17 protein-coding genes are annotated in these 21,091 nt (G+C 59.0%); 7 read left to right on the top strand and 10 right to left on the bottom strand.

The genetic code is table 11. From position 1 onward, the window contains the following. Positions 1–501 precede the first annotated feature (501 nt). Positions 502–765: a hypothetical protein gene (locus N7V53_RS04600; RefSeq protein ID WP_279792370.1), complete on the top strand. Its 264-nt coding sequence runs from the start codon at positions 502–504 to the stop codon at positions 763–765. Positions 766–835: 70 nt separating this feature from the next. Beyond that, the gene (locus tag N7V53_RS04595; RefSeq protein ID WP_023479049.1) at positions 836–1,927 is read left to right on the top strand and encodes an NADH:flavin oxidoreductase/NADH oxidase; all 1,092 of its coding nucleotides are present in this window, start codon (positions 836–838) and stop codon (positions 1,925–1,927) included. A gap of 59 nt (positions 1,928–1,986) precedes the next feature. Here N7V53_RS04595 and N7V53_RS04590 read toward each other — a convergent pair whose 3' ends face one another. The 6 genes from N7V53_RS04590 to N7V53_RS04565 all read right to left on the bottom strand — a co-directional run bounded on the left by N7V53_RS04590 (position 1,987) and on the right by N7V53_RS04565 (position 8,158). Further along, on the bottom strand, positions 1,987–2,184 hold the full coding sequence (locus N7V53_RS04590; protein WP_023479060.1) for a hypothetical protein: 198 nt from the start codon (positions 2,182–2,184) through the stop codon (positions 1,987–1,989). A 107-nt stretch (positions 2,185–2,291) separates the two neighbouring features. Next, positions 2,292–3,224 (bottom strand): nucleoside recognition domain-containing protein, encoded by a 933-nt coding sequence (locus N7V53_RS04585; protein ID WP_279792369.1) that lies wholly within the window; start codon positions 3,222–3,224, stop codon positions 2,292–2,294. 130 nt (positions 3,225–3,354) lie between these two features. Next, entirely contained in the window at positions 3,355–3,453 is a 99-nt protein-coding gene (locus tag N7V53_RS04580) for a YoaK family small membrane protein (protein WP_279792368.1), read from the bottom strand. Positions 3,454–3,578: 125 nt separating this feature from the next. After that, positions 3,579–3,986, bottom strand: coding sequence for a helix-turn-helix domain-containing protein (locus N7V53_RS04575; protein WP_279792366.1), 408 nt, complete (start codon positions 3,984–3,986; stop codon positions 3,579–3,581). A gap of 62 nt (positions 3,987–4,048) precedes the next feature. Then, the gene (locus tag N7V53_RS04570; RefSeq protein WP_279792364.1) at positions 4,049–5,284 is read right to left on the bottom strand and encodes an HDOD domain-containing protein; all 1,236 of its coding nucleotides are present in this window, start codon (positions 5,282–5,284) and stop codon (positions 4,049–4,051) included. A gap of 621 nt (positions 5,285–5,905) precedes the next feature. Then, entirely contained in the window at positions 5,906–8,158 is a 2,253-nt protein-coding gene (locus tag N7V53_RS04565; protein ID WP_279792362.1) for a TonB-dependent siderophore receptor, read from the bottom strand. A gap of 251 nt (positions 8,159–8,409) precedes the next feature. Here N7V53_RS04565 and fes point away from each other — a divergent pair, with 251 nt between their 5' ends. Genes fes through entF form a run of 3 tightly spaced genes read left to right on the top strand, consistent with a single transcriptional unit; the run spans position 8,410 to position 13,756 of the window. Next, positions 8,410–9,615: an enterochelin esterase gene (fes, locus tag N7V53_RS04560; RefSeq protein ID WP_279792360.1), complete on the top strand. Its 1,206-nt coding sequence runs from the start codon at positions 8,410–8,412 to the stop codon at positions 9,613–9,615. Positions 9,616–9,642: 27 nt separating this feature from the next. Continuing rightward, positions 9,643–9,858, top strand: coding sequence for an MbtH family NRPS accessory protein (locus tag N7V53_RS04555; protein ID WP_279792358.1), 216 nt, complete (start codon positions 9,643–9,645; stop codon positions 9,856–9,858). A 10-nt stretch (positions 9,859–9,868) separates the two neighbouring features. Then, positions 9,869–13,756, top strand: coding sequence for an enterobactin non-ribosomal peptide synthetase EntF (gene entF / locus N7V53_RS04550; protein WP_279792356.1), 3,888 nt, complete (start codon positions 9,869–9,871; stop codon positions 13,754–13,756). A 555-nt stretch (positions 13,757–14,311) separates the two neighbouring features. Here the strand turns inward: entF and fepC are convergent. The 3 genes from fepC to fepD are packed head-to-tail and all read right to left on the bottom strand — an operon-like array spanning position 14,312 to position 17,099. Further along, positions 14,312–15,109, bottom strand: coding sequence for an iron-enterobactin ABC transporter ATP-binding protein (gene fepC, locus N7V53_RS04545; RefSeq protein WP_279792354.1), 798 nt, complete (start codon positions 15,107–15,109; stop codon positions 14,312–14,314). Continuing rightward, positions 15,106–16,098 carry an iron-enterobactin ABC transporter permease gene (gene fepG / locus N7V53_RS04540; RefSeq protein ID WP_279792353.1) on the bottom strand — a complete coding sequence of 331 codons (993 nt, stop codon included), beginning with the start codon at positions 16,096–16,098 and terminating at the stop codon, positions 15,106–15,108. The genes fepC and fepG overlap by 4 nt, the downstream gene beginning before the upstream one ends. Next, entirely contained in the window at positions 16,095–17,099 is a 1,005-nt protein-coding gene (fepD, locus tag N7V53_RS04535; RefSeq protein WP_279792352.1) for a Fe(3+)-siderophore ABC transporter permease, read from the bottom strand. The genes fepG and fepD overlap by 4 nt, the downstream gene beginning before the upstream one ends. Positions 17,100–17,211: 112 nt before the next feature. Here fepD and entS point away from each other — a divergent pair, with 112 nt between their 5' ends. Beyond that, complete coding sequence (entS, locus tag N7V53_RS04530; protein ID WP_279792351.1) at positions 17,212–18,447, top strand: enterobactin transporter EntS; 1,236 nt, start codon at positions 17,212–17,214, stop codon at positions 18,445–18,447. Between the two features lie 320 nt (positions 18,448–18,767). Here the strand turns inward: entS and fepB are convergent, their stop codons facing one another. Next, entirely contained in the window at positions 18,768–19,727 is a 960-nt protein-coding gene (gene fepB / locus N7V53_RS04525; RefSeq protein ID WP_279792350.1) for a Fe2+-enterobactin ABC transporter substrate-binding protein, read from the bottom strand. Positions 19,728–19,912: 185 nt separating this feature from the next. Here fepB and entC point away from each other — a divergent pair, with 185 nt between their 5' ends. Continuing rightward, positions 19,913–21,088, top strand: a complete 1,176-nt coding sequence (entC, locus tag N7V53_RS04520) for an isochorismate synthase EntC (protein ID WP_279792349.1) — start codon at positions 19,913–19,915, stop codon at positions 21,086–21,088. The last annotated feature ends 3 nt before the right edge of the window (positions 21,089–21,091 follow it).

Below are 21,091 nucleotides of genomic sequence, written 5' to 3'. Positions count from 1 at the left end.
GAAAATCGATCGGAATTAATTTTTAGTGATAAAGAGATAAAAATCAACTTAGGATTATGTGTTTTATCAAATAGCGTGAGGAAATTGCAACCCTTGATGTTGGGTAGCTATGTCGCCTTAAGAAATTTAGTAAGATCGGACCGTGATAAAGGCAGGGTCATTTAAGGGTTATTTTTAAGTTAAGCCCTGGTTGAAACTTAAGTGGTATTAAGAAAATAGCTTATAGGTTAGAAGGGCAGCGATTTCAGCAACACTGTAGGATTACTTAAACATTGCGCATGCGCTTTGTTCAACAACGTCGCAATAAGCGACAGAAAGTTTCACTTATATCGATCCTAACTGAGAATATTCTCAGTTAGCGGCAAAATCTCACTTTCAGATCTTTCTTCGCTGAGAAACGGCTCAGGTTAATGGGCAATAGTCAGCGTTAATACTTCGTACTGCCAGGCTGAAGATATTTGCTCGCTGCCTTTTAATGACCATTGCAATAAAGATCGCTATATGATTGCGCTGATGCTGAAAAAAATTCAGGCAATCTTTTGCCTTGCGCTGGCGGTTAAAAAACGACTCAGCGCAATAATAACCCCCTCAGCGGCAGGATATCGTCCCCTTGTGCGTCGCGATATATGCGGTTTTATCTCAAAAACAGAAAATTATTTTCAACTTAGCTTTCATAAAGTTAACCAACCCATTGATTGCCTGAATATCGTTCAGCCTGCCGCTAACGGCACATCCCGCCAAAGACAAGCTATGGTAATTGGCTGACAGTTTCTTCTCTTTACTGCGCGCAAATGCTTGCAGTTGTGCAGTAAACGAAGCCGGAAAAGGATGAGATATGAGCAAATTATTTTCAGAAGTGACTCTTGGGCGTGTGACGCTGGATAACCGTATTGTGATCGCACCGATGTGTCAGTATTCGGCTGACGAAGGTAAAGCGACCGCCTGGCATCGCATTCATCTCGGCAACCTTGCGCTCTCCGGGGCGGGGCTACTGATTATTGAAGCCACCGCCGTTGAGCCGGAAGGGCGCATTTCGCCAGAGGATCTTGGGTTGTGGGACGATGCCACCGAAGAGGCGCTGCGCGTGGTGCTGGAGGATATTCGCCGCTACTCACCGATCAAAATCGGTATTCAGCTCGGTCACGCCGGGCGTAAAGCCTCGACCAGCGCGCCGTGGCTGGGCGGTAACCAGCTATCGCTGGAGGAGGGCGGATGGGAAACACTCTCCGCGTCTGCCCAGGCTTATGACGAAACAGAGCGACCACCGCATGCGATGAGCAAAGCGGATCTGGCGCGCGTGAAGCAGCGTTTTGTCGACAGCGCGCTGCGCGCGGTGAAGCTTGGCGTTGAGGTCATTGAGATCCATGCAGCGCACGGCTATTTACTGCATCAGTTCCTCTCGCCGCTCTCTAATGAACGCGACGATGAGTATGGCGGCAGCCTTGAAAATCGTCTGCGTTACACCGTGGAAGTGTTCCGCGCAGTGCGCGAAGCGGTACCGGCTTCCGTGGTGGTGGGGATCCGCTTGTCGGCTACCGACTGGGTGGAAGGCGGCTGGGATATCGAGCAATCCGCAGCGCTCACCGAACAGATCGAAGCGGCCGGCGGCGACTATGTGCACGTCTCCAGCGGCGGTCTTTCGCCGTTACAGCAGATCAGCGTAAAAGCGGGTTATCAGGTGCCGTTTGCCAAAACGCTGCGTGAAAGGACAAAGATGCCGGTTATCGCCGTGGGGCTGATCACCGAAGCAGAGCAGGCGGAAGCTCTTCTGCAACAAGGCGAGGCGGATCTGGTGGCGCTGGCGCGCGGCATGCTTTATGACCCGCGCTGGCCGTGGCACGCTGCCGCAAAACTGGGCGGTGCCGTGAATATTGCCCCGCAGTATCAGCGCGCTGAGCCGCATGGTGTTAAAGGGACGGTGAAATAGAAACAAACAGGCGAGTTTGCCGCTGTGACAAACTCGCCTGTTGTGATTAAAGGGCGTGGCTACACGCCTTTACTGACCAGCTCCGCGGCTTTGAGAAACACCTCTTCCTCAACGCCATCTCCCCGGCCCCGTCCTTGCCGCTCAATTTCACGCACAATATTGTCCCGATTGAGAGGCTCACGCGCCGCAACCAGGCCAATCACCGCTGCACCAATGGCTAATCCAATGAGTCCCGTGAGCTCATCATTGAACTTCATACCCTGTCCTCCCCTCTTGCCCCTCCCAAAAATAGCACAACCTGCTTCATTTGTAGCCAGCCTGACGGTAAGGGGAGAAGGTCTAAGTTTTAACGGCCAGGTGAGTTTTAAAACAGCAGCGCGTGCAGCAGCGTACGCAGCAGAATGCCCACAATCGCGCCCGCGAGCGCGAAGCGGAAGAGGCGTACAAAGCGGCTGGCGATACCGAGAAAAATCCCGATCCCCGGCAGGTCCAGGGTTTGTACCAGAAAGCCTGCCGAGGCGTTAATCTGCGCCGCCGTCAGTTGGCCGTGCTGCGCCATTTCTGAGGCAACGCCAAAGTAAGCGGTGCCGCCAGCCAGGCATTTGGTGAGCGTCAGCAACACGTAGACCGTCGAAATGTGAAAGAAAGACATCAGCGGCGTCAGTAGCGAAGTTAACGCCTCCACCACGCCCGCTGCTTTTAATATCCCGACCACCGTCAGCGACAGCAGCAGCATCGGCAACGAGCCGAGCGATAGGCGAATCGCATCTGCGCCCGCGCCGTTAATCACCGCGATTAACCCGGCGCGCGGCTTCTCCTGCGCCAGCTCACCCTCTTCGTCACGCAGCGTGGCGCTGGAGAGGTTGCGCCCGGCAAGGTAATAGGTAAACGACGAGGCCGCCAGCCCGCCAATCAGCGAAATGCCAATTGCCGCGCCCCAGTGCAGACCAAAGGGGGTAAGAGGGTAGAAGACGTTTGCCTGGCCCATGGCAAAGACCATGGCCAGCGTCGCGGCGAGATGACGATCGGAGGTTCCGCGTCGCTCCATAATCGCCAGCGCGGCGAGCGGAGCAGCAAAGCTGACAAAGTTAAGCTGAATAAGGGCAAAAATGCCCATCCCGCTAATGCCAAAAGGTTTGAGAGCCGGGGAGGTGAGGCGGACAATCGCGTCCAGCACGCCCTTCTCCTCGAGGTATTTCATAATGATGAGCATCACCACCATGATTGGCAGCAGGGTATAGAGGGCGACATCTACGGATACCCGACCCGCCGACATGATGATTTCGATGATATTCATTAACCGCTCCGGTGAACTTGCGTGCCCGGCATTCTACACCCGTCAAAAGGCGAGCAGGATCACAAATTAAGGTGGTTGAGCGGCAAGTGATGCGCTGTATTAAATAACGCAGCCGGGAGAGCTCTTAATATTAAACGCCCGGTGTAGCGTAGCCGCCTGCAATAAACCAGGTCAGAAATATCACGGCGACAATAAATACCAGCACGGGAAACGCGATACCAATTCTCATAAAGCCTCATTCAATTTTGCCAGCAGGGGAGTGGAGGGCGCCGCATCGCCTGCGGCGGCACAACGTTAGCATAAATGGGCAGATAAGGCGGATAAAAATAGGGGGCATCGTCGGCTATTAACGCATCACGCCCGCGAGCCGTGTTCGCAGGCGGTAAAAAAGGTCCGGCGGCAGTAGAGTTGCAGCACTCTCTCTTCGGGGATCAGGTAGCCTCTGCCCTCGACGCGCAGAATAAAATCCTCGGGCAGATCAAACGCCGCCAGTTTACGCTTCAGGTTATTCATCACTTGCCACAGCCGCTGGCTGGAGCAGCTCAGGCCGTTATTTTCCCACACCTGCGTTTGCAGCGTTCTGTCTGCCACCACGCGACCGACGGCGTGGGTCAGCAGAAAGTGGAGCAGGTTTGCCATGGTGGCGCGTAAATAGTCGGCCTGGCCTGGCGAAGCGTGATTAATCAGGCGTTTTTTAAACGGCAAATATTCCACCTCATGATCGTTGCCGAGGCGGTAGCCATATACCGAGAGTGATTCCATCGTGTTCGTCCAAAGAGATGCGTTCTGCTAATTACATCGGCCTTTTGACGAAGAAACTAAAATCAGCGGCGGGTTGAGGGGATCGCCTGCGTCCATTCGGTCGCGGTTTTGACCAGCTCCGCCACCGTGCCGCGATGAAAACCGAGGCGATGGCCCAGCGCGCTGACCTCTTCCCACTGATGGTTTTCATACAGCTCAATCAGGCGCAAATAGGGATAGAGCGGCCCTTTTTGTGCTTTCAGCGCCATCATCACATTGTCGGAAATATCAATCTGGCCTATCAGATCGGCCATTGGCATTTCAAAAATGCTGTCGAGTTGCGAAAAAAGACCGACGATAAAGGCATCATCCGCCGAGTGGCGCGTAATGGAGTGGGATGACGCAAGCTCGCAGAACTTAGCGCGGATCAGGCTCTGCTGATAAATCTCGCCAATCTCCTCTTTATTTACCGAGGTCAGGCAGGAGACCAGCACGAAGCGGCGCAGCTCATTGGCACCGAGGTAAAAAATAATATCTTTTAACGACTGGCTGCGGACGTTTTTAATCCCGCGCGCGTTAAAGACAATATTTTGCGCATAGCGCATCAGCTTGAAGGAGAGGGCAAGATCCTGTTTTAACAGCGCCTCGATGCGGGTGAAATCGGGCTTATCGGCATTCACTTCTTTCATCAGCCTAAAGGTGATCGCCTGATTCTGGATCAGCTTGTTGGCTGCATGGATCACCGGGCGGCTGAAGAAGTGGCCCTGAAAAAGGGTGCAGCCGAGGTTTCGGTAGCACTCATACTCCTGCTGCGTCTCCACCTTTTCAGCGAGAAACAGCGTGTCACGCAACAAATGTGCTTTTCCCTGAATATAACCGCCGATCTCTTCCGGCGTATTATTGCGCACGTCAAATTTAATAATGTGAATAAAGGGCAGGAAGTCGTTCCACGTATCACCGAGCGCGAAATCATCCAGCGCAATGCGAAAACCCTGCGCGGAGAGTTTTTTGATACTTTCCAGCAGCAGCGGCGTCGGCTCGGCGGTTTCGAGGATCTCAACAATTACCCGATCTTTCGGCAGCGTTTCCGCCATTCCCTGCACCAGCAGTTCATAGGGGAAGTTAACGAAAATCGCACTGTACTCTTTTAACCGCCCCAGCGGTGCGCCAAGAAACTGTTCAACAATAATTTGCGCAGTGGCGTACTCCGGTGTGACGTCAGGAAACCGGTTGGTCATACTGTCCCTGAACAGCAACTCGTAGCCGACTGTGTTCATATTTGCATCAAAAATCGCCTGGCGGGCGACAAAAGAGAACATTCGATACTCCACTCACAGATGCCTGCAAATTATAGAAACGTCGGTGGCGCGCAAACCTGAACCGGGCGGCTCCTTGCTAATTTTCCAGCGCCTGAAAAGGAAGCCTGGACGAAAACCGCAAAGACGCAAGTCGGATAGGGGAAAGGCGGTATCTTTTGTAAACTTCCGCAGAATTTAAGTCAAATTCCGCAGTGCAAAATAATATCTGCTGCTGCATTTCCAGGCAACTCAAGCAAAAAATAAGCACACTTGCGGCGATCGTGCTGAGAGATGGGCAGAGTGTCTGTTTAACCGGCCCACCATTTTTACGCCTGTAGAAAGGTTGACGACTGGATAAAAAATAATCGTGACGCTCATCACGCCAGGATATGAACAGCAGCAAGAAAGTATGATCGAAATCATATATTCACGTACAGGTATTATTTTTCTCTTGTTAGGAATTTTCCGATGGCTTATTGTGGATTCACCCCAGCGAAGAGCTAACACCACCTCAGAGTGAGTGCCGGAGATAAGCGCCGGGCGGGGTATAACAGTTTCAGATATTCAACACCCAGGTAATCAGTAATAAAAGGCCCCGCCAGCAATGACGGGGCCTTTTCTTTTTAGCAGGTCAGGCTCTCATCAGAAATGGGTGTTGATACCCATAAACCAGGTACGGCCCGATTCGTTATAGGTCTCTGCGCCCGCGCCATACATATAGCCGGTAGTGCCGCCGGTGCTCTGGGCATTGCCCGCGCGCCAGTGGCGTTTATCAAACACATTATCGACACCGGCAGTCAGGCTGACGTTTTTGTTCACATCCCAGGTGCCGCTGAGTCCGACAATGCTGTAGGGGCTCACTTCGTTCGTCGCAGAGCCGGTCACGCGCTGGCCTTTGTAGTCATACTTCTTCGGCTGCTGCTTGCCGTACCAGGTAAAGGTCGATTGCAGGGAGACATCCTGCGTCACCTGCCAGCTCAGCGTTGAGTTCAGCGTATATTCCGGAATAATGGAGAGCCGCTCGCCGGTGGTTTTGTTCTTGCTTTGCAGCATATAGGTGAAGTTGTTGCTCCAGGCCACCGTTTCAGAAACCGGCACGTTCAGCGTACCTTCCAGCCCTTCAACCACTGCTTTTGGCACATTTTCCCACTGGTAAATATCGGTTTTGGTCGCACCCGCCGCCGTTTGCGCCATCGGTGAGTAACCCGCTTCAATCTTATTGCGGTAATCGTTACGGAACCAGGTCACACCGGCCAGCCAGTCATCATGTTTGAACTCAAGACCGATCTCTTTATTGATACTGGTCTCCGCTTTCAGATCGTCATTACCCATCATGTAACAACCGACGCCATTACCGCTGGCGTAGCACCCCTGGCCCTTGCTGTAGAGAATGTAGTTCGGGTTGGTCTGGTAGAGGCTCGGCGCTTTATACGCGCGGCCAATGCCCATTTTCAGGGTGAAATCGTCGCCTAATCCCTGCGATAGGTTCAGTGACGGGCTCCAGTTATCGCCAACAATGGTGTGGTGATCGAAACGCAGCGCCGGGGTCAGCATGGTGCTGTCGGTCAGCTCCATATTATCTTCGGCAAAAATAGAGTAGATGTCGGCGCTGGAGTAGGGGCTGCGGTTGGTGCTGTTCAGCCCGCTAATCGCCCCGCCCTGGAAGGCCTGGGTATTGGAGCCGAGATCTTTCATCCGCTGCTGGTTCCACTCGGTGCCCAGCGTCAAGGTCTGGTTAACCAGCAGATCCAGCGGCAGGTTCACTTCGTTGTGCAGCATCACATCGGAGAGGTCGATATCGGTGAATTTATTGCTGTTAAACAGCCCTTCCGTCCCCCCGGCCAGCCCTTCGCCGAGGCGCGAGTTACGCGTGTGCTCGTACTGGATCCAGTTGCTGGTGGTGATGCCGTTATCCCAGCCGCCATTCCAGGTGACGGAGTAGTTCTGGCGATAGAGACGGTTGGTCTCTTTGCCATAATTCTCGCGCACGTAGTTATTGCTGCTGCTGTCATTATTGGTGTTTTGCGTATCGCCCGCGTAGAGGTTGCCCTGGCGGCTATAGCCCGCCTGGAACTCCAGCGACTGCATCGGCGCGAAATCCCAGCGCACGACGCCATTAATATCTTTATTGATCGAGCCTTCGCGCCCGGCGGCGAGGGTATTAGCGTAAATCCCGGTGCGTTCAGACTGGTGATCGCGGTTGATATCCCACGCATCGGCCTGGGTTTTCGCCAGGTTGCCATAGAGACGGAAGCTGACATCATCCCCCAGCGGGCCGCTGAGGCTAAAGTCGGTGCGTTTGGTGGCACCTTCCGCTTTATGCTCCGGCGCGTTGACGTAGGCGTTCCATGACCCATGCCACTCCTGGGCACTATCTTTTTTGGTGATGATATTCACCACGCCGCCCGCCGCGCCGTTACCGTAGCGCACGGCCGCCGGGCCGCGGATCACTTCGATACGCTCAATCATCTCTGCCGGTACCCAACTGGTGTCGCCGCGGCTGTCGCGCTCGCCGCGCCAGCCTAAGCGCACCGAGTTACGGCTGGTGACCGGTTTGCCATCCACCAGGATTAAGGTGTTTTCCGGGCCCATACCGCGAATGTCGATCTGGCGGTTATTACCGCGCTGACCGCTGGTGGCGTTGCCGGTTAAGTTAACGCCCGGCATCTTGCGGATAATTTCCGACACATCGCGCGCAGGCGGATTTTTGCGGATCTGATCGGCGGTGATGGTCGACACGCCGGGTGCCTGGAGGTTCTGCTGTGCCGCCGTGACGACGATAGTGTCCGCGCTGCTGGCGTCGCTGCTTTTCTCCTCCGCCGCCATCACGGGCATTGCCGCGCCGTAGATCCCGAGGTTGACCAGCAAGGTCAGGGATTTCATCTTCTTATTCATTATGTTACCTGCGTTCCTTTGCCGTATCCCCGTAACTCTCCATTCCCAGGGGAGAGGAGACGGCAGTGATGAAGCCCGCGCGCGGCGATTCTCTCAGCCCTGAGAAAAAAGGCCTGCGACAGGCAGAGTTAGGTGAAAGACGCGCTTCCCACAGCGCGCCAATACGCTATTGCAAATAAGAATAGTTATCAATAATATTATCTATAAATTTGATCGATAAATATAAGTCCGCAGCGATTTGGGGTTAAACCGTGACGTCAACGACGGGAAGCGATGCCTGGTGGGCGTCAAAACAGGGGCCGGAATGGGTTAAAACCGCCGACGGGCGCTATGAAGTGGCCTTCTGGTGGCGCGATCCGGCCGGTACAGAGCAGACTTCGCGCCTGCGTCGGGTCTGGATTTACATCACTGGTGTTACCGATCACCATCAACAAGCGCAGCCGCAATCGCTGGCACGCATCGCCGGAAGCGATGTCTGGTGCTGGAAAACCACCCTCGAAGCGGGCTGGCGCGGCAGCTACTGCCTGATCCCCTCTGAACAGGATAACGACTTTGCCGACGCCGTATTCGCCAGCGTGCCGCCGGATCGCGCGGCGCTGCGCGAAGGGTGGCGCAAACTGCTGCCGCGTGCGGTTGCCGACCCGCTGAATGCGCAAAGCTGGCGCGGCGGGCGCGGTCATCCGGTCTCGGCGCTGGAGATGCCCGACGCACCGGCTCAGCCTGGCTGGCAGGCAACCAATATCCCTTTTACCCCTCCTCATCTGCTGCACTGGCAGAGCCAGCGGCTGCAAAACCGCCGCCGCGTCTGGGTCTATGTCACCGGCGAGGCGCAGGATGCTGAACGGCCGCTGGCGATCCTCCTCGACGGCCAGTTCTGGGCCGAAAGCATGCCGGTGTGGCCTGCGCTGGCAGCGCTGACTAACGCCCGCCAGTTGCCGCCCGCGGTCTATGTGCTGATTGACGCCATCGATAATGCTCAGCGCAGCCAGGAGTTGCCCTGTAATGCCGATTTCTGGCTGGCGGTGCAGGAGGAACTCTTGCCGCAGGTAAGCGAAATTGCGCCCTTCAGCGATCGCGCCGATCGCACGGTGGTGGCGGGGCAGAGTTTCGGCGGGCTTTCGGCGCTCTATGCCGCTCTGCACTGGCCGACGCGCTTTGGCTGCGTGCTGAGCCAGTCCGGCTCTTACTGGTGGCCCCATCGCGGCGGCGAGGGCAATGGCCTGCTTATCGAACAACTCAAACAGGGCGAAATACGCCCGCAGGGGCTGCGCATCGTGCTTGAAGCCGGGGTGCGCGAGCCGCTGATTTTTCGTACCAACCAGACTCTTTTTTCCCTCTTACAACACATACAGCAGCCGGTTTTCTGGCGTCAGGTTGACGGCGGACATGATGCGCTTTGCTGGCGCGGTGGGCTGACGGCGGGGTTAATCACCCTCTGGCAGCCGCTGGAACGCTAGTGCGCTTTTCCACGACAGGAGTTTGCTATGGAGTTCACCAACCCCTTCGATCATCCGCAAGGGCGGTTTTATATTCTGCAAAACAGCGCGCAGCAGTGCAGCTTGTGGCCCGCGCAGTGCGCGTTGCCCGCAGGCTGGCGCGTGATCTGCGAGCCGCAGTCGCAGGCGGATTGTAACAACTGGCTGGCCGCACACTGGCAGAGCTTAACCCCGGCGCACTATGCGCACCCCAACGCGCAATAAGGAGCGGAAGATGAGCGAACGTTTACCGCTGGTCGCCGCCCAGCCGGGGATCTGGATGGCAGAAAAACTCTCCTCGCTGCCCAATGCCTGGAGCGTGGCGCACTATGTTGAGCTTGAGGGCGATATCGACGCCGTGCAGCTTAGCGAGGCGATTGTCACCGGCCTGATGCAGGCTGACACGCTGCGCATGCGTTTTACTGAAGACAACGGCGAGGTATGGCAGTGGGTCGATGAGACGCTGACCTTTGCCGCCCCCGTGATTGCCGACCTGCGCCAACATGACGATGCACACAGCGCCGCGCTGGCGCTAATGCAGGCCGATCTGGCGCAAAACCTGCGCGTGGAGAGCGGCAAACCGCTGGTGCATCACCAGCTGATGCGCGTCGGCGAGCGGCGCTGGTACTGGTATCAGCGTTATCACCATTTGCTGGTTGATGGCTTCAGTTTCCCCGCTATTACCCGCCAGATTGCCGCCATATATACCGCCTGGCGACGCGGCGAGCCGACGCCCGCCTCGCCATTTACCCCCTTTGCTGAGGTCGTCGAAGAGTATCAACGCTATCAGAGCAGTGATGCCTTTACGCGCGATGCCGCTTTTTGGGCAGAGCAGCGGCGCGCGCTTCCGCCGCCGGTGTCGCTCTCCAGCGAACCGCTACCGGGGCGCGCGGCAACTACCGATATTCTTCGCCTCAATGTCGCCCTGGAGAGCGCAGCCTTTCGCCGCCTGAGCCAGGCGATGGCAAACACGACGCCCGCCGATCTGGCGCTGGCCTTAGTCGCGCTCTGGCTGGGCAGGCTGTGCGGACGCACCGATTATGCCGCCGGGTTTATCTTTATGCGCCGCATGGGATCGGCCGCGCTCACCGCCACCGGCCCGGTGCTCAATGTCCTGCCGATGGGTATTCATCTTGATGGCACGCAAACTCTGCCGGAGCTGGCAAACGCACTTGCCCGAACGCTTAAAACCATGCGCCGCCACCAGCGCTATGACGCAGAGCAGATCGTGCGCGACGCCGGGCGCGCGGCGGGCGATGAGCCGCTGTTCGGCCCGGTGCTGAACGTCAAATTGTTTGATTACCAGCTCGATCTCGACGGCATCCCGGGCATTACCCACACCTTAGCCACCGGGCCAGTGAACGATCTGGAGATCGCGATCTTTCCGGATGAAACGGGTGGGCTGTCGCTGGAAGTGCTGGCGAATCGCAGCCGCTACGACGAGGCGACGCTCAACACCCACGTTGCGCGCCTTGCCCAGCTGTTGCAGCAGTTTGCCGACAACCCGGCGCTGCGCTGTGGCGATGCGGAACTCTTAACCGCGAAAGAGGCGGAACAACTCTCGCAGATCAACGCCACCGCCGTGTCGCTGCCCGCCACAACTCTGAGCGAGCTGGTGGCACAGCAGGCGGTGAAAACGCCCGATGCCCCGGCGTTATCCGATGCCCGCTGGCGCTTTAGCTACCGGGAGATGCGCGAGCAGGTGGTGGCGCTGGCGAACCAGCTACGCGCACTGGGCGTGCAGCCTGGCGACAGCGTGGCGGTTGCGCTGCCGCGCTCGGTTTTCCTGACGCTCGCGCTGCACGGTATTGTTGAAGCGGGTGCCGCCTGGCTGCCGCTCGATACCGGCTATCCCGACGATCGCCTGCGCATGATGCTGGAGGATGCCCGCCCGCGTCTGTTGATCACCACCGACGATCAGTATGCGCGCTTCGCCGATATTCCTGGGCTGGCGCACTTCTGCTACGACGCGCCGCTGGAGAGCAACGGTGCTGAGCCACTTAACCTGGCACGCCCGGAGCAGACGGCTTATATCATCTTCACCTCCGGCTCTACCGGGCGACCAAAAGGAGTGATGGTCGGGCACACCGCCATCGTCAACCGTCTGTTGTGGATGCAGGCGGCGTATCCGCTTAGCGCTGACGATGTGGTGGCGCAAAAAACGCCGTGCAGTTTTGATGTCTCGGTGTGGGAGTTCTGGTGGCCGTTTATCGCCGGAGCCAGCCTGGTGATGGCCGAGCCGGAGGCGCACCGCGATCCGCAGGCGCTACAAGCCTTCTTTGCTGACGTGGGGGTAACGACCACCCACTTTGTACCGTCGATGCTGGCGGCGTTTGTCGCCTCGCTGACGCCGGAAAGCGCGCAGCAGAGTTGCCGCACGCTGAAGCAGGTTTTCTGTAGCGGCGAAGCGCTGCCGGCCGATCTCTGCCGCGAGTGGGAAGCCTTAACCGGCGTGGCGCTGCATAACCTCTATGGCCCGACGGAAGCAGCGGTGGATGTCAGCTTCTACCCTGCGTATGGCGAGACGCTGGCGCAGGTGCGTGGCAACAGCGTGCCGATTGGTTACCCGGTGTGGAACACGGGGCTGCGCATTCTGGATGCGATGATGCGCCCGGTGCCGTTCGGCGTGGCGGGCGATCTCTATCTCACCGGCATTCAGCTGGCGCAGGGCTATCTTGGCCGCCCGGATTTGACCGCCAGCCGCTTTATTGCCGACCCCTTTGCGCCGGGCGAGCGCATGTATCGCACCGGGGATGTTGCCCGCTGGCTGGAGAATGGCGCGGTAGAGTATCTGGGGCGCAGCGACGATCAGCTAAAAATTCGCGGCCAGCGCATTGAGCTTGGCGAGATTGACCGGGCAATGCTGGCGCTGCCGGATATCGCTCAGGCGGTGGCCCATGCCTGCGTCTTTAATCAGGCGGCGGCGAGCGGCGGCGATGCCCGCCAGCTGGTTGGCTACCTGGTCTCTTCATCTGGTCAGCAACTGGATACGGCTGCACTGCTGGAGCAGTTGCGTGCGCAGCTACCGGCGCATATGGTGCCGGTGCTGTTAATGCAGGTGAGCGCGCTGCCGCTCAGCGCCAACGGTAAGCTCGATCGCAAAGCGCTGCCGCTGCCCGCGTTGCAGGCAGAGCAGGGCGGGCGCCCGCTCAATGCCGGGATGGAAACGCAGGTGGCACAGGCTTTTGCCGCGCTGCTGGGGTGTGAAGTGAATGATGCGCAGGCGGATTTCTTCGCCCTGGGCGGCCACTCGCTGCTGGCGATGCGGCTTGCCGCGCAGCTTAGCCGCGAGTTTGACCGCCAGGTGACGCCGGGGCAGATTATGGTCGCGCCGACGGTAGAGAAACTTGCGGCGTTGCTGGAAAAGCCGCTCTCAAACGAGCAGGCCGGGCGGCTCGGGCTGGAAGCGGTGTTGCCGCTGCGCGAAAGCGGGGGGCCGACGCTCTTCTGCTTCCATCCGGCCTCCGGTTTTGCCTGGCAGTTCAGCGTGCTGGCGCGCTATCTTGCGCCGCGCTGGTCGATTACCGGCATTCAGTCTCCGCGCCCGGATGGCCCGTTGCAACAGGCGGCAACGCTGGATGAGGCCTGCGATCAACAGCTGGCGACGCTGCTGGCGCAGCAGCCGCACGGGCCTTATTACCTGTTCGGTTACTCCCTTGGCGGGACGCTGGCGCACAGCATTGCGGCGCGGCTGCGACAGCGCGGCGAAGAGGTGGCGTTCCTCGGGCTGCTCGATACCTGGCCGCCGGAGACGCAAAACTGGGCGGAAAAAGAAGCCAACGGGCTCGATCCTGCCGTACTGGCGGAGATTGAGCGCGAGCGCCAGGCGTTTCTCGCCGCGCAGCAGGGGCAGGCCTCCACAGAACTCTTCTCGCAGATTGAGGGCAATTACGCCGATGCGGTGCGGCTGTTGACCACTGCGCACAGCGTGCCGTTTGATGGTAAAGCCACGCTGTTTGTCGCCGAGCGCACCCTGCCGCCGGGCACCGACCCGCAACGCGCCTGGGCACCCTGGGTGCGTGAGCTGGCGGTGTACCGGCAGGATTGCGCCCATGTCGATATCATCTCCCCGCAGGCGTTCGGGCAGATCGGGCCAGTGTTGAGGGAGTTATTGGAGAGGTAAAAAACCATGTAGGCCGGATAAGCGTTTACGCGCCATCCGGCATTAATACAGCGGCACCGATTGCCGGATGGCGGCTACGCCTTATCCGGCCTACCAAAACGCGCCTACAGCGACATCGGTGTAGCTTTTATCTGCGGTTTCACAGCGAGGGGTTGTGTCCCCGCTGAAATCGGCGAACCGAAGCGTGAATGACAAGGTCTGGACGCCATGGATGGCGGACAGAGGCGAACCGAGACAGGATGTCGAGTCGAGCCGGCCGCCGTCAGGCTCGCGGGAGGTGAGCGCAGTGCGCAGCACCGATTTCCTCGCGGGGCCGCGGGGATTGATAAGGGGAGCGCGGCCGCTTCCCTTATCCCGTTCACCGCATGAAAGATTAATGAAACTCCCCAGCGCCTGGTGAACGGAATCATTCCACCAATACCACATGAAAATCCCATTGCCGGATGGCGGCTTTGCCTTATCCGGCCTACGCGGTTTCAGTGGCTCTGTTTTCTGGGGGGATCATGTCGGATGGCGCATAAACGTTTATCCGGCAATGGGATTTGCCAACAACGTTCAACCGCTGCGCCCCAGCGGCACTACCAATGGTGTATGCGCCACCGGATCGTCAATGATCATGCAGCGCAGCCCGTACACCTCCTCGATCAACCCGGCGGTGACAATCTCTTTCGGTGCGCCCTGCGCCACAATCTTCCCGTCGCGCAGGGCAATCAAATGGGTGGCGTAACGGCATGCCTGATTCAGATCATGCAGCACCGCCGCCAGCGTATACCCCTGCTCGCGGTTCAGTTCGCTGAGCAGCTCCAGCAGATCGATTTGATAACTGATATCAAGCCAGGTAGTCGGCTCATCAAGCAGCATAATCGCCGTCTCCTGCGCCAGCACCATGGCGATCCACGCCCGCTGGCGCTGGCCGCCGGAGAGCGTATCGACGCTCTGCTGCGCCAGGCTCTCCACGCCGGTGGCTTTCATCGCTCGCTTCACCGCTTCGTCATCCTCTTTGCGCCAGCGGGTAAAGAGCGGCTGATGCGGGTAACGCCCGCGCGCCACCAGCTCCTGCACCGTAATATCGCCAGGCGTGGTAGCGTTTTGCGCCAGCAGACCAATGCGCCGCGCCACCTCTTTGCTGGCAAAGCGCTGGATCTGCTCGCCATCAAGGTAAACGTGCCCTTCGCTCGGCGTCATCAGGCGGCTGAGGGTGCGTAAAAGGGTCGACTTCCCGCAGCCATTCGGGCCGATGATGGCGGTGAAATGGCCATCCGGAATGGCGACGCTCAGCTGCTCGGCAATCACTTTTTTGCCGTAGCCCAGGGTTAACGCTTCGCCGCGCAGACGGGGAAATAAGGCGCTCATTTCTTGCGGGACTCCTGAATTAACAAGGCGATAAGGTAAATACCGCCGAGGCTGACGGTGACCACGCCAACCGGTAGCTGATAAGGCGTAAAGCCGCGCTGGGCGATCATATCCGCCAGCAGCAGCAGCAGCGCGCCGCAGAGCGCCGACTGGGTTAACCCCCAGCGCGCCGTGCCGCTCAGGCGGCGGGCAATATGCGGCGCCACCAGCGCGATAAAGGAGATCGGCCCGGCAAGCGCCGTGGCGGCTGCGGTCAGCGCCACCGCTACCAGCATCAGCAGCAAACGCGAGCGCTCAACGTTGACGCCTAACGCACAGGCGCTGTCGTCGCCCATCTCCAGCAGGCGCATGCGCCGTGCCAGCAGGGCGGCGAAAAAAAACATCGCCAGCATAATCGGCACCGACGGCAGCGTTTTTGCCCACGTCAGGCCATTGAGCGATCCGGCGTTCCACAGTCCGGCGGAGAGCGCCGTTTCAAGCGACGCTTTCAGCAGCAGCCAGGTGTTAAAGGCCACCAGCATCGCGCGTACGCCAATGCCGACGATAATCAGGCGGAAGGTTTCAATACCGTTGCGCCAGGCCAGCAGCCACACCACCAGCGACGTAAGGATGCCGCCCGCCATCGCCGCCAGCGCAATCGCCGTCAGATGCTGACCAAACATCACCATCGCCACCAGCACGCCGCTCCAGGCACCAGTGTTAAAGCCCATGACATCCGGGCTGCCGAGCGGGTTACGCATCAGGGACTGGAAAATCGCGCCGCTGACGCCAAGCGCGGCGCCAACCACCAGCGCCATTAACACTCGCGGCAAACGCCACTCCATCACCACCAGCTGCATCGCGCGCGGCGCAGCACCACTTAGCGCGTCGAAAACCTGCGTGGAGGTGAGCATCACCGTACCGCTGCGCAACCCCCAGGCTGCGAGCAGCAGGGCGGCGACAACCATCAGCAGGCAACTGGCCACTAAACGGCGTGAGGGGGCGATCATAAGCCGCCTCCGCGCGCGCGGCGCACCAGCAGGATCAGCATCGGCGCGCCAATAAAGGCGCTCACTACCGAAACGCGCAGCTCGCCGGGCACAATCACGCGGCCAATGATATCGGCAAACAGCAGCAGAGCAGGGGTGGCAATCAGCGTGACAGGGAGCGACCAGCGGTGATCGGCCCCGACCAGCCCGCGCGCCAGGTGGGGCATCATCAGACCGATAAAGGCAATGGGCCCGACGACCGCCGTGGCGCTGCCGCAGAGCACGGTTATCGCCAGCAGACCCAGCAGCTGGGTGCGTGCCACTTTGCTGCCGAGCGCCGTCGCTGTATCACTGCCGAGGCTCAGGCTGTTAAGCGCACGGCTAAGCAGTAATGCCACGCCCGCAGCCAGCAGCACCGGGATCAGCACCACGCGCAGGGTTGCCAGCGTGCGGATATCAAGGGAACCGGCCTGCCAGAAACGCAGCTGATCGTAGACATCAGCATTGAGCAGGGAGATGCCGCTGGAGAGACCATCGAGCACGGCGGTGAGCGCCACGCCCGCGAGTGTTAAGCGCACCGGGCTAAGCTGGCCACCGCCCTGGCTGCCGGTAAACGCCACCAGCAGCGAGGCGGCAAATGCGCCGCAAAAGGCGAGCAGCAGCTGCTCCGTTGGCGTGGTCGCGCCCAGCAGCGCAGCGCCGAGCACAATGGCGAAACTGGCACCCGCATTGACGCCTAAAAGGCCCGGGTCGGCCAGCGGGTTGCGCGTCAGGGTTTGCATCAGCGCACCGGCAAGGCCAAGCGCGCCGCCGGCGAGTAAGCCTGCCAGCGTGCGCGGCAGGCGCGCATCGCGAATGATGGTGCAATCTGCGCTGTGGCAAGCGCCAAAAAGGGCGTCGGAGATGATCGCGGCAGGCATCGGTTTTGCGCCAATAAACAGGCTCAGTGCCGCAGCAAATATAAGCAGTATCAATAGCCCGACGAGAACCAATACGCGCGCCGGGGAAGCAGAAAACGGCATAAAAATCCCAATTTTGATAATGATAGTAATTATCGTTATCGATCCTGTTTTGTTATGTTACCATGCGCAGCCTGAGATTGGACACAGAAAGTATGGAATACAAGGTCTTGTAATGAAGCAACACTCCTGGCTGCTGAATCTCAGCCTGCTGCGTACACATCCGGCTTATCGCGCCGTTTTCCTCGCGCGTTTTATCTCAATCTTATCGCTGGGCTTACTGGGCGTGGCAGTGCCGGTGCAGATCCAGGCGATGACCCACTCCAGCTGGCAGGTCGGGCTCGCGGTCACGCTGACCGGCGGCGCGATGTTTGTTGGCCTGATGCTCGGCGGCGTGCTGGCGGATCGCTTTGAACGTAAAAAGCTGATTTTGCTTGCGCGATCCACCTGCGGTATCGGCTTTATCGGCCTTTTTCTCAATGCACTGTTACCCGCGCCATCGCTCTCGGCGATCTATCTGCTTGGCGTGTGGGATGGCTTTTTCGGCGCGCTCGGCGTGACTGCTTTGTTGGCGGCAACGCCTGCGCTGGTCGGGCGGGAAAACCTGATGCAGGCGGGGGCGATCACCATGCTCACCGTGCGCATCGGTTCGGTGATTTCACCGATGGTCGGCGGCCTGCTGCTGGCCTCCGGCGGCGTGGCGTGGAACTACGGTCTGGCGGCGGCGGGCACCTTTATCACCCTGTTGCCGCTGCTGACGCTGCCCTCCCTCCCGCCGCCACCGCAACCGCGCGAACACCCGCTTAAATCCCTCGCCACAGCGCTGCACTTTCTGTTGCGTAACCCGTTAGTTGGCGGCATTGCGCTGCTCGGCGGCCTGCTGACGATGGCCAGCGCCGTGCGCGTGCTCTACCCGGCACTGGCGATGAGCTGGCAGATGTCGGCGGCGGAGATTGGCGTGCTGTACGCCGCTCTGCCGTTCGGTGCGGCCATCGGCGCATTGACCAGCGGCAGGCTGGCGCACAGCGAGCGGCCCGGCATCATCATGTTGCTGACCAGCGTCGGCGCGTTTATCGCCATTGCGCTCTTTAGCCTGATGCCCGTCTGGCCGCTCGGCGTGCTCTTTCTCGCGCTCTGTGGCTGGCTGACGGCGGTGAGTTCGCTGCTGCAATACACCCTGCTGCAAACCCAGACCCCGGAAGCGATGCTGGGGCGCATTAACGGCTTGTGGACGGCGCAAAACGTCACCGGCGACGCCATCGGCGCGGCGCTGTTGGGCGCAATGGGATCGATGCTGACGCCCGCTGCCTCGGCGAGCTTCAGCGGGCTGGCGTTAGCGATTGTTGGCTTAGTACTGGTTCTTATACTCGGCGAGCTGCGCCGTTTCCGACAGGTTCAGTCCGGCGCATAAAACGCACCGGTGGCGTTAATGTCACCGGTGATTCAGCGTTACGGCGATCTGATCACCCCTTGACTGCAAACGGGATGCCTTCACAGGCCGGATAAGTCACGGCCCTTATCCGGCAATACTGAGGTTTTTGTAGGCCGGATAAGCGTCAGCGCCATCCGGCAATACCGAGGTTTTGTAAGCCGGATAAGCGTCAGCGCCATCCGGCAATGGTGAGGATTTTTGTAGGCCGGATAAGCGTCAGCGCCATCCGGCAATGCCGAGGATTTTTGTAGGCCGGATAAGCGTCAGCGCCATCCGGCAATCAGGCCTGCGGCAAACCCTCAGCCAAACAGCGCAGACAAGCGCTGCAACACGCGGGTTGCGCTGTAGTAATCAAGCCGGAAGGTCTCGGCACCTAGCGCATAAACCCGCTTATTGTGTACTGCGGGAAGGTGCGCCAGCAGCGGATTAGCGCTCAGGGCATCGGCCTCTTTTTGATCGCCGGCGAAGAGGAACAGCGCTTCGCCATTCAGCCCGGCAGCCAGGTTTTCACCGCCGAGTTGCACGATGTCATGGCGCTTACCCTGGCTCTGGCTCGCCTGAATGCCCGCCGGCAGCGGCGCGAGGGTAAAACCGAGTTGCTGCATTAACTGGCCCTGCGCAGAGTCGCGGGTCCAGAGATTCGCGCTGTGCGCGGCGGGCGTATAAACCAGCGCGCTGACCGGCTGCGGCGGCAGTTTCATGTGCGCTTTTGCTGCTGCAAGTTGCTGGTTGAATTCAGTAATGCGCGCGGCGGCCTGCTTCTCGTGGCCGGTGATCTCGCCAAGCTGGGTAAGCAGCGCCTGCCAGCTCTTATCGTCGTAATTGATGATTAGCGTCGGCGCGATCGTAGAAAGCTGGTCGTAGAGCGCCAGCGCCGAGTCGCCGCCGGTAGCGCTGATCAAAATCAGATCCGGCATCTGCGCGGCAACCGCTTCGGCATTCGCTTCGCCGATGTAGAGACGCGCGACGTTGCGCTGTTTGGCAATGTCGCCCCACTGGCGCAAAAAGCCCTGATCGTCAGCAAAACGGTTATTTGGCGTCGTTGCGCCGCTGGCGACCACGGGCGCATCAATCGCCAGCAGCGAGCCGGTGAGGGTAACGCTCGTGGAAACAATGCGCTGCGGCGCGCTGGCAAGCTGATGCACGCCGCGGCTGTCGGTCACCTGGCGCGGCCAGTCGGCGGCGCAGGCTGAGTTAAGTCCTAAAACGAAAACGCCCACTAAAAGAGCGTGTTTACGACACCAGCTAAGAAAATTCACAACGTGAGTCCTGTTTCTGTTGAAGTTAATGCTTCTCATTTTCATCGTTGCGCGTCATGGATGCAAGTTGTGGCAGTGTGAGAGGAGATTCTGCTGTTGACATCACCGGCAATAACTTTTTATCTTACTGCACCAAACAAAAATGATAATCATTCTTAATACATTTATCATTGCCGGAGGATGATATGGATACGTCATTGGCTGAAGAGATCCAGCTGTCTGCAACGACACTGGCCGCCGATCAATTTTTCTTTATGTCGCCATACCGCAGTTTCACCACGTCGGGGTGTGTTGCGCGTTTCTCAGAGCCGGCAGCGGGGGGCGATGCGTCAGACAGCGCCTTCCAGCAAAAACTGGCGCAGGCGTTTGCCGATGCCAAAGCGCAGGGCATCGCGCGGCCAATTATGGTCGGCGCTATCCCGTTTGATACCACGCAGCCTTCGGCGCTCTTTATCCCTCAACACTGGCAGAGCTTCTCCCGCCCGGAAAAACAGCGCGCCGCGCGCTACTTCAACAGCGGCGCGATGCCGAATGTGAAAGCGCAGACAGCGGTGCCCGAGCAGGATCTGTTTATGGAGATGGTGGCGAATGCCTCCGCGCGCACCGCAACGCCGGAAGTGGACAAAGTGGTGCTCTCACGCCTGATTGAGATCGCAACTGACCGCCCGGTCGACAGCGGCGTGCTGCTTGAGCGCTTAATTGCGCAGAACCCCGCCAGTTTCAACTTCCACGTTCCGCTGCCCGATGGCGGCGCGCTGCTGGGCGCCAGCCCCGAGCTGCTGCTGCGTAAAGAGGGCGATCACTTCAGCTCTCTGCCGCTGGCCGGTTCGGCGCGCCGTCAGCCCGATGACATGCTCGATCGCGAAGCGGGCAACAAACTGCTGGCCTCAGAAAAAGATCGCCATGAACACGAGCTGGTGACCCAGGCGATGAAAAAAGTGCTGCAACCGCGCAGCCGTATGTTGACGCTGCCTTCATCGCCGCAACTGGTGAACACGCCAACGCTATGGCATCTGGCAACGCCGATTGAGGGCACGGCAAAAGAGGGTGAAAACGCCCTGACGCTCGCCTGTCTGCTCCATCCGACGCCCGCGCTGAGCGGCTTCCCGCACCAGATTGCGAAGAAAATCATCGCCGAGCTTGAGCCGTTTAACCGCGAACTCTTCGGCGGCATTGTCGGCTGGTGCGATGCCGAAGGAAATGGCGAGTGGGTGGTTACCATCCGCTGCGCGCGCATCCGCGACAACAACGTCCGCCTGTTTGCCGGAGCCGGGATTGTCCCCGCTTCGTCGCCGCTGGCTGAGTGGCGCGAAACCGGCGTCAAACTCACCACCATGCTGAACGCCTTCGGTTTGCATTAAGGA

Source organism: Kosakonia sp. HypNH10, assembly GCF_029850615.1.
GTDB classification, from domain to species: Bacteria; Pseudomonadota; Gammaproteobacteria; order Enterobacterales; family Enterobacteriaceae; genus Kosakonia; species Kosakonia cowanii.
The sequence above is the reverse complement of the archived record's forward strand: the minus strand, read 5'-3'. Positions and strand labels throughout refer to the sequence as shown.

Coding starts and splice junctions, on each gene's coding strand:
- N7V53_RS04600 (WP_279792370.1), top strand. CDS start 502: ATGATTGCGCTGATGCTGAAAAAAATTCAGGCAATCTTTTGCCTTGCG.
- N7V53_RS04595 (WP_023479049.1), top strand. CDS start 836: ATGAGCAAATTATTTTCAGAAGTGACTCTTGGGCGTGTGACGCTGGAT.
- N7V53_RS04590 (WP_023479060.1), bottom strand. CDS start 2,184: ATGAAGTTCAATGATGAGCTCACGGGACTCATTGGATTAGCCATTGGT.
- N7V53_RS04585 (WP_279792369.1), bottom strand. CDS start 3,224: ATGAATATCATCGAAATCATCATGTCGGCGGGTCGGGTATCCGTAGAT.
- N7V53_RS04580 (WP_279792368.1), bottom strand. CDS start 3,453: ATGAGAATTGGTATCGCGTTTCCCGTGCTGGTATTTATTGTCGCCGTG.
- N7V53_RS04575 (WP_279792366.1), bottom strand. CDS start 3,986: ATGGAATCACTCTCGGTATATGGCTACCGCCTCGGCAACGATCATGAG.
- N7V53_RS04570 (WP_279792364.1), bottom strand. CDS start 5,284: ATGTTCTCTTTTGTCGCCCGCCAGGCGATTTTTGATGCAAATATGAAC.
- N7V53_RS04565 (WP_279792362.1), bottom strand. CDS start 8,158: ATGAATAAGAAGATGAAATCCCTGACCTTGCTGGTCAACCTCGGGATC.
- N7V53_RS04555 (WP_279792358.1), top strand. CDS start 9,643: ATGGAGTTCACCAACCCCTTCGATCATCCGCAAGGGCGGTTTTATATT.
- entF (WP_279792356.1), top strand. CDS start 9,869: ATGAGCGAACGTTTACCGCTGGTCGCCGCCCAGCCGGGGATCTGGATG.
- fepC (WP_279792354.1), bottom strand. CDS start 15,109: ATGAGCGCCTTATTTCCCCGTCTGCGCGGCGAAGCGTTAACCCTGGGC.
- fepG (WP_279792353.1), bottom strand. CDS start 16,098: ATGATCGCCCCCTCACGCCGTTTAGTGGCCAGTTGCCTGCTGATGGTT.
- fepD (WP_279792352.1), bottom strand. CDS start 17,099: ATGCCGTTTTCTGCTTCCCCGGCGCGCGTATTGGTTCTCGTCGGGCTA.
- entS (WP_279792351.1), top strand. CDS start 17,212: ATGAAGCAACACTCCTGGCTGCTGAATCTCAGCCTGCTGCGTACACAT.
- entC (WP_279792349.1), top strand. CDS start 19,913: ATGGATACGTCATTGGCTGAAGAGATCCAGCTGTCTGCAACGACACTG.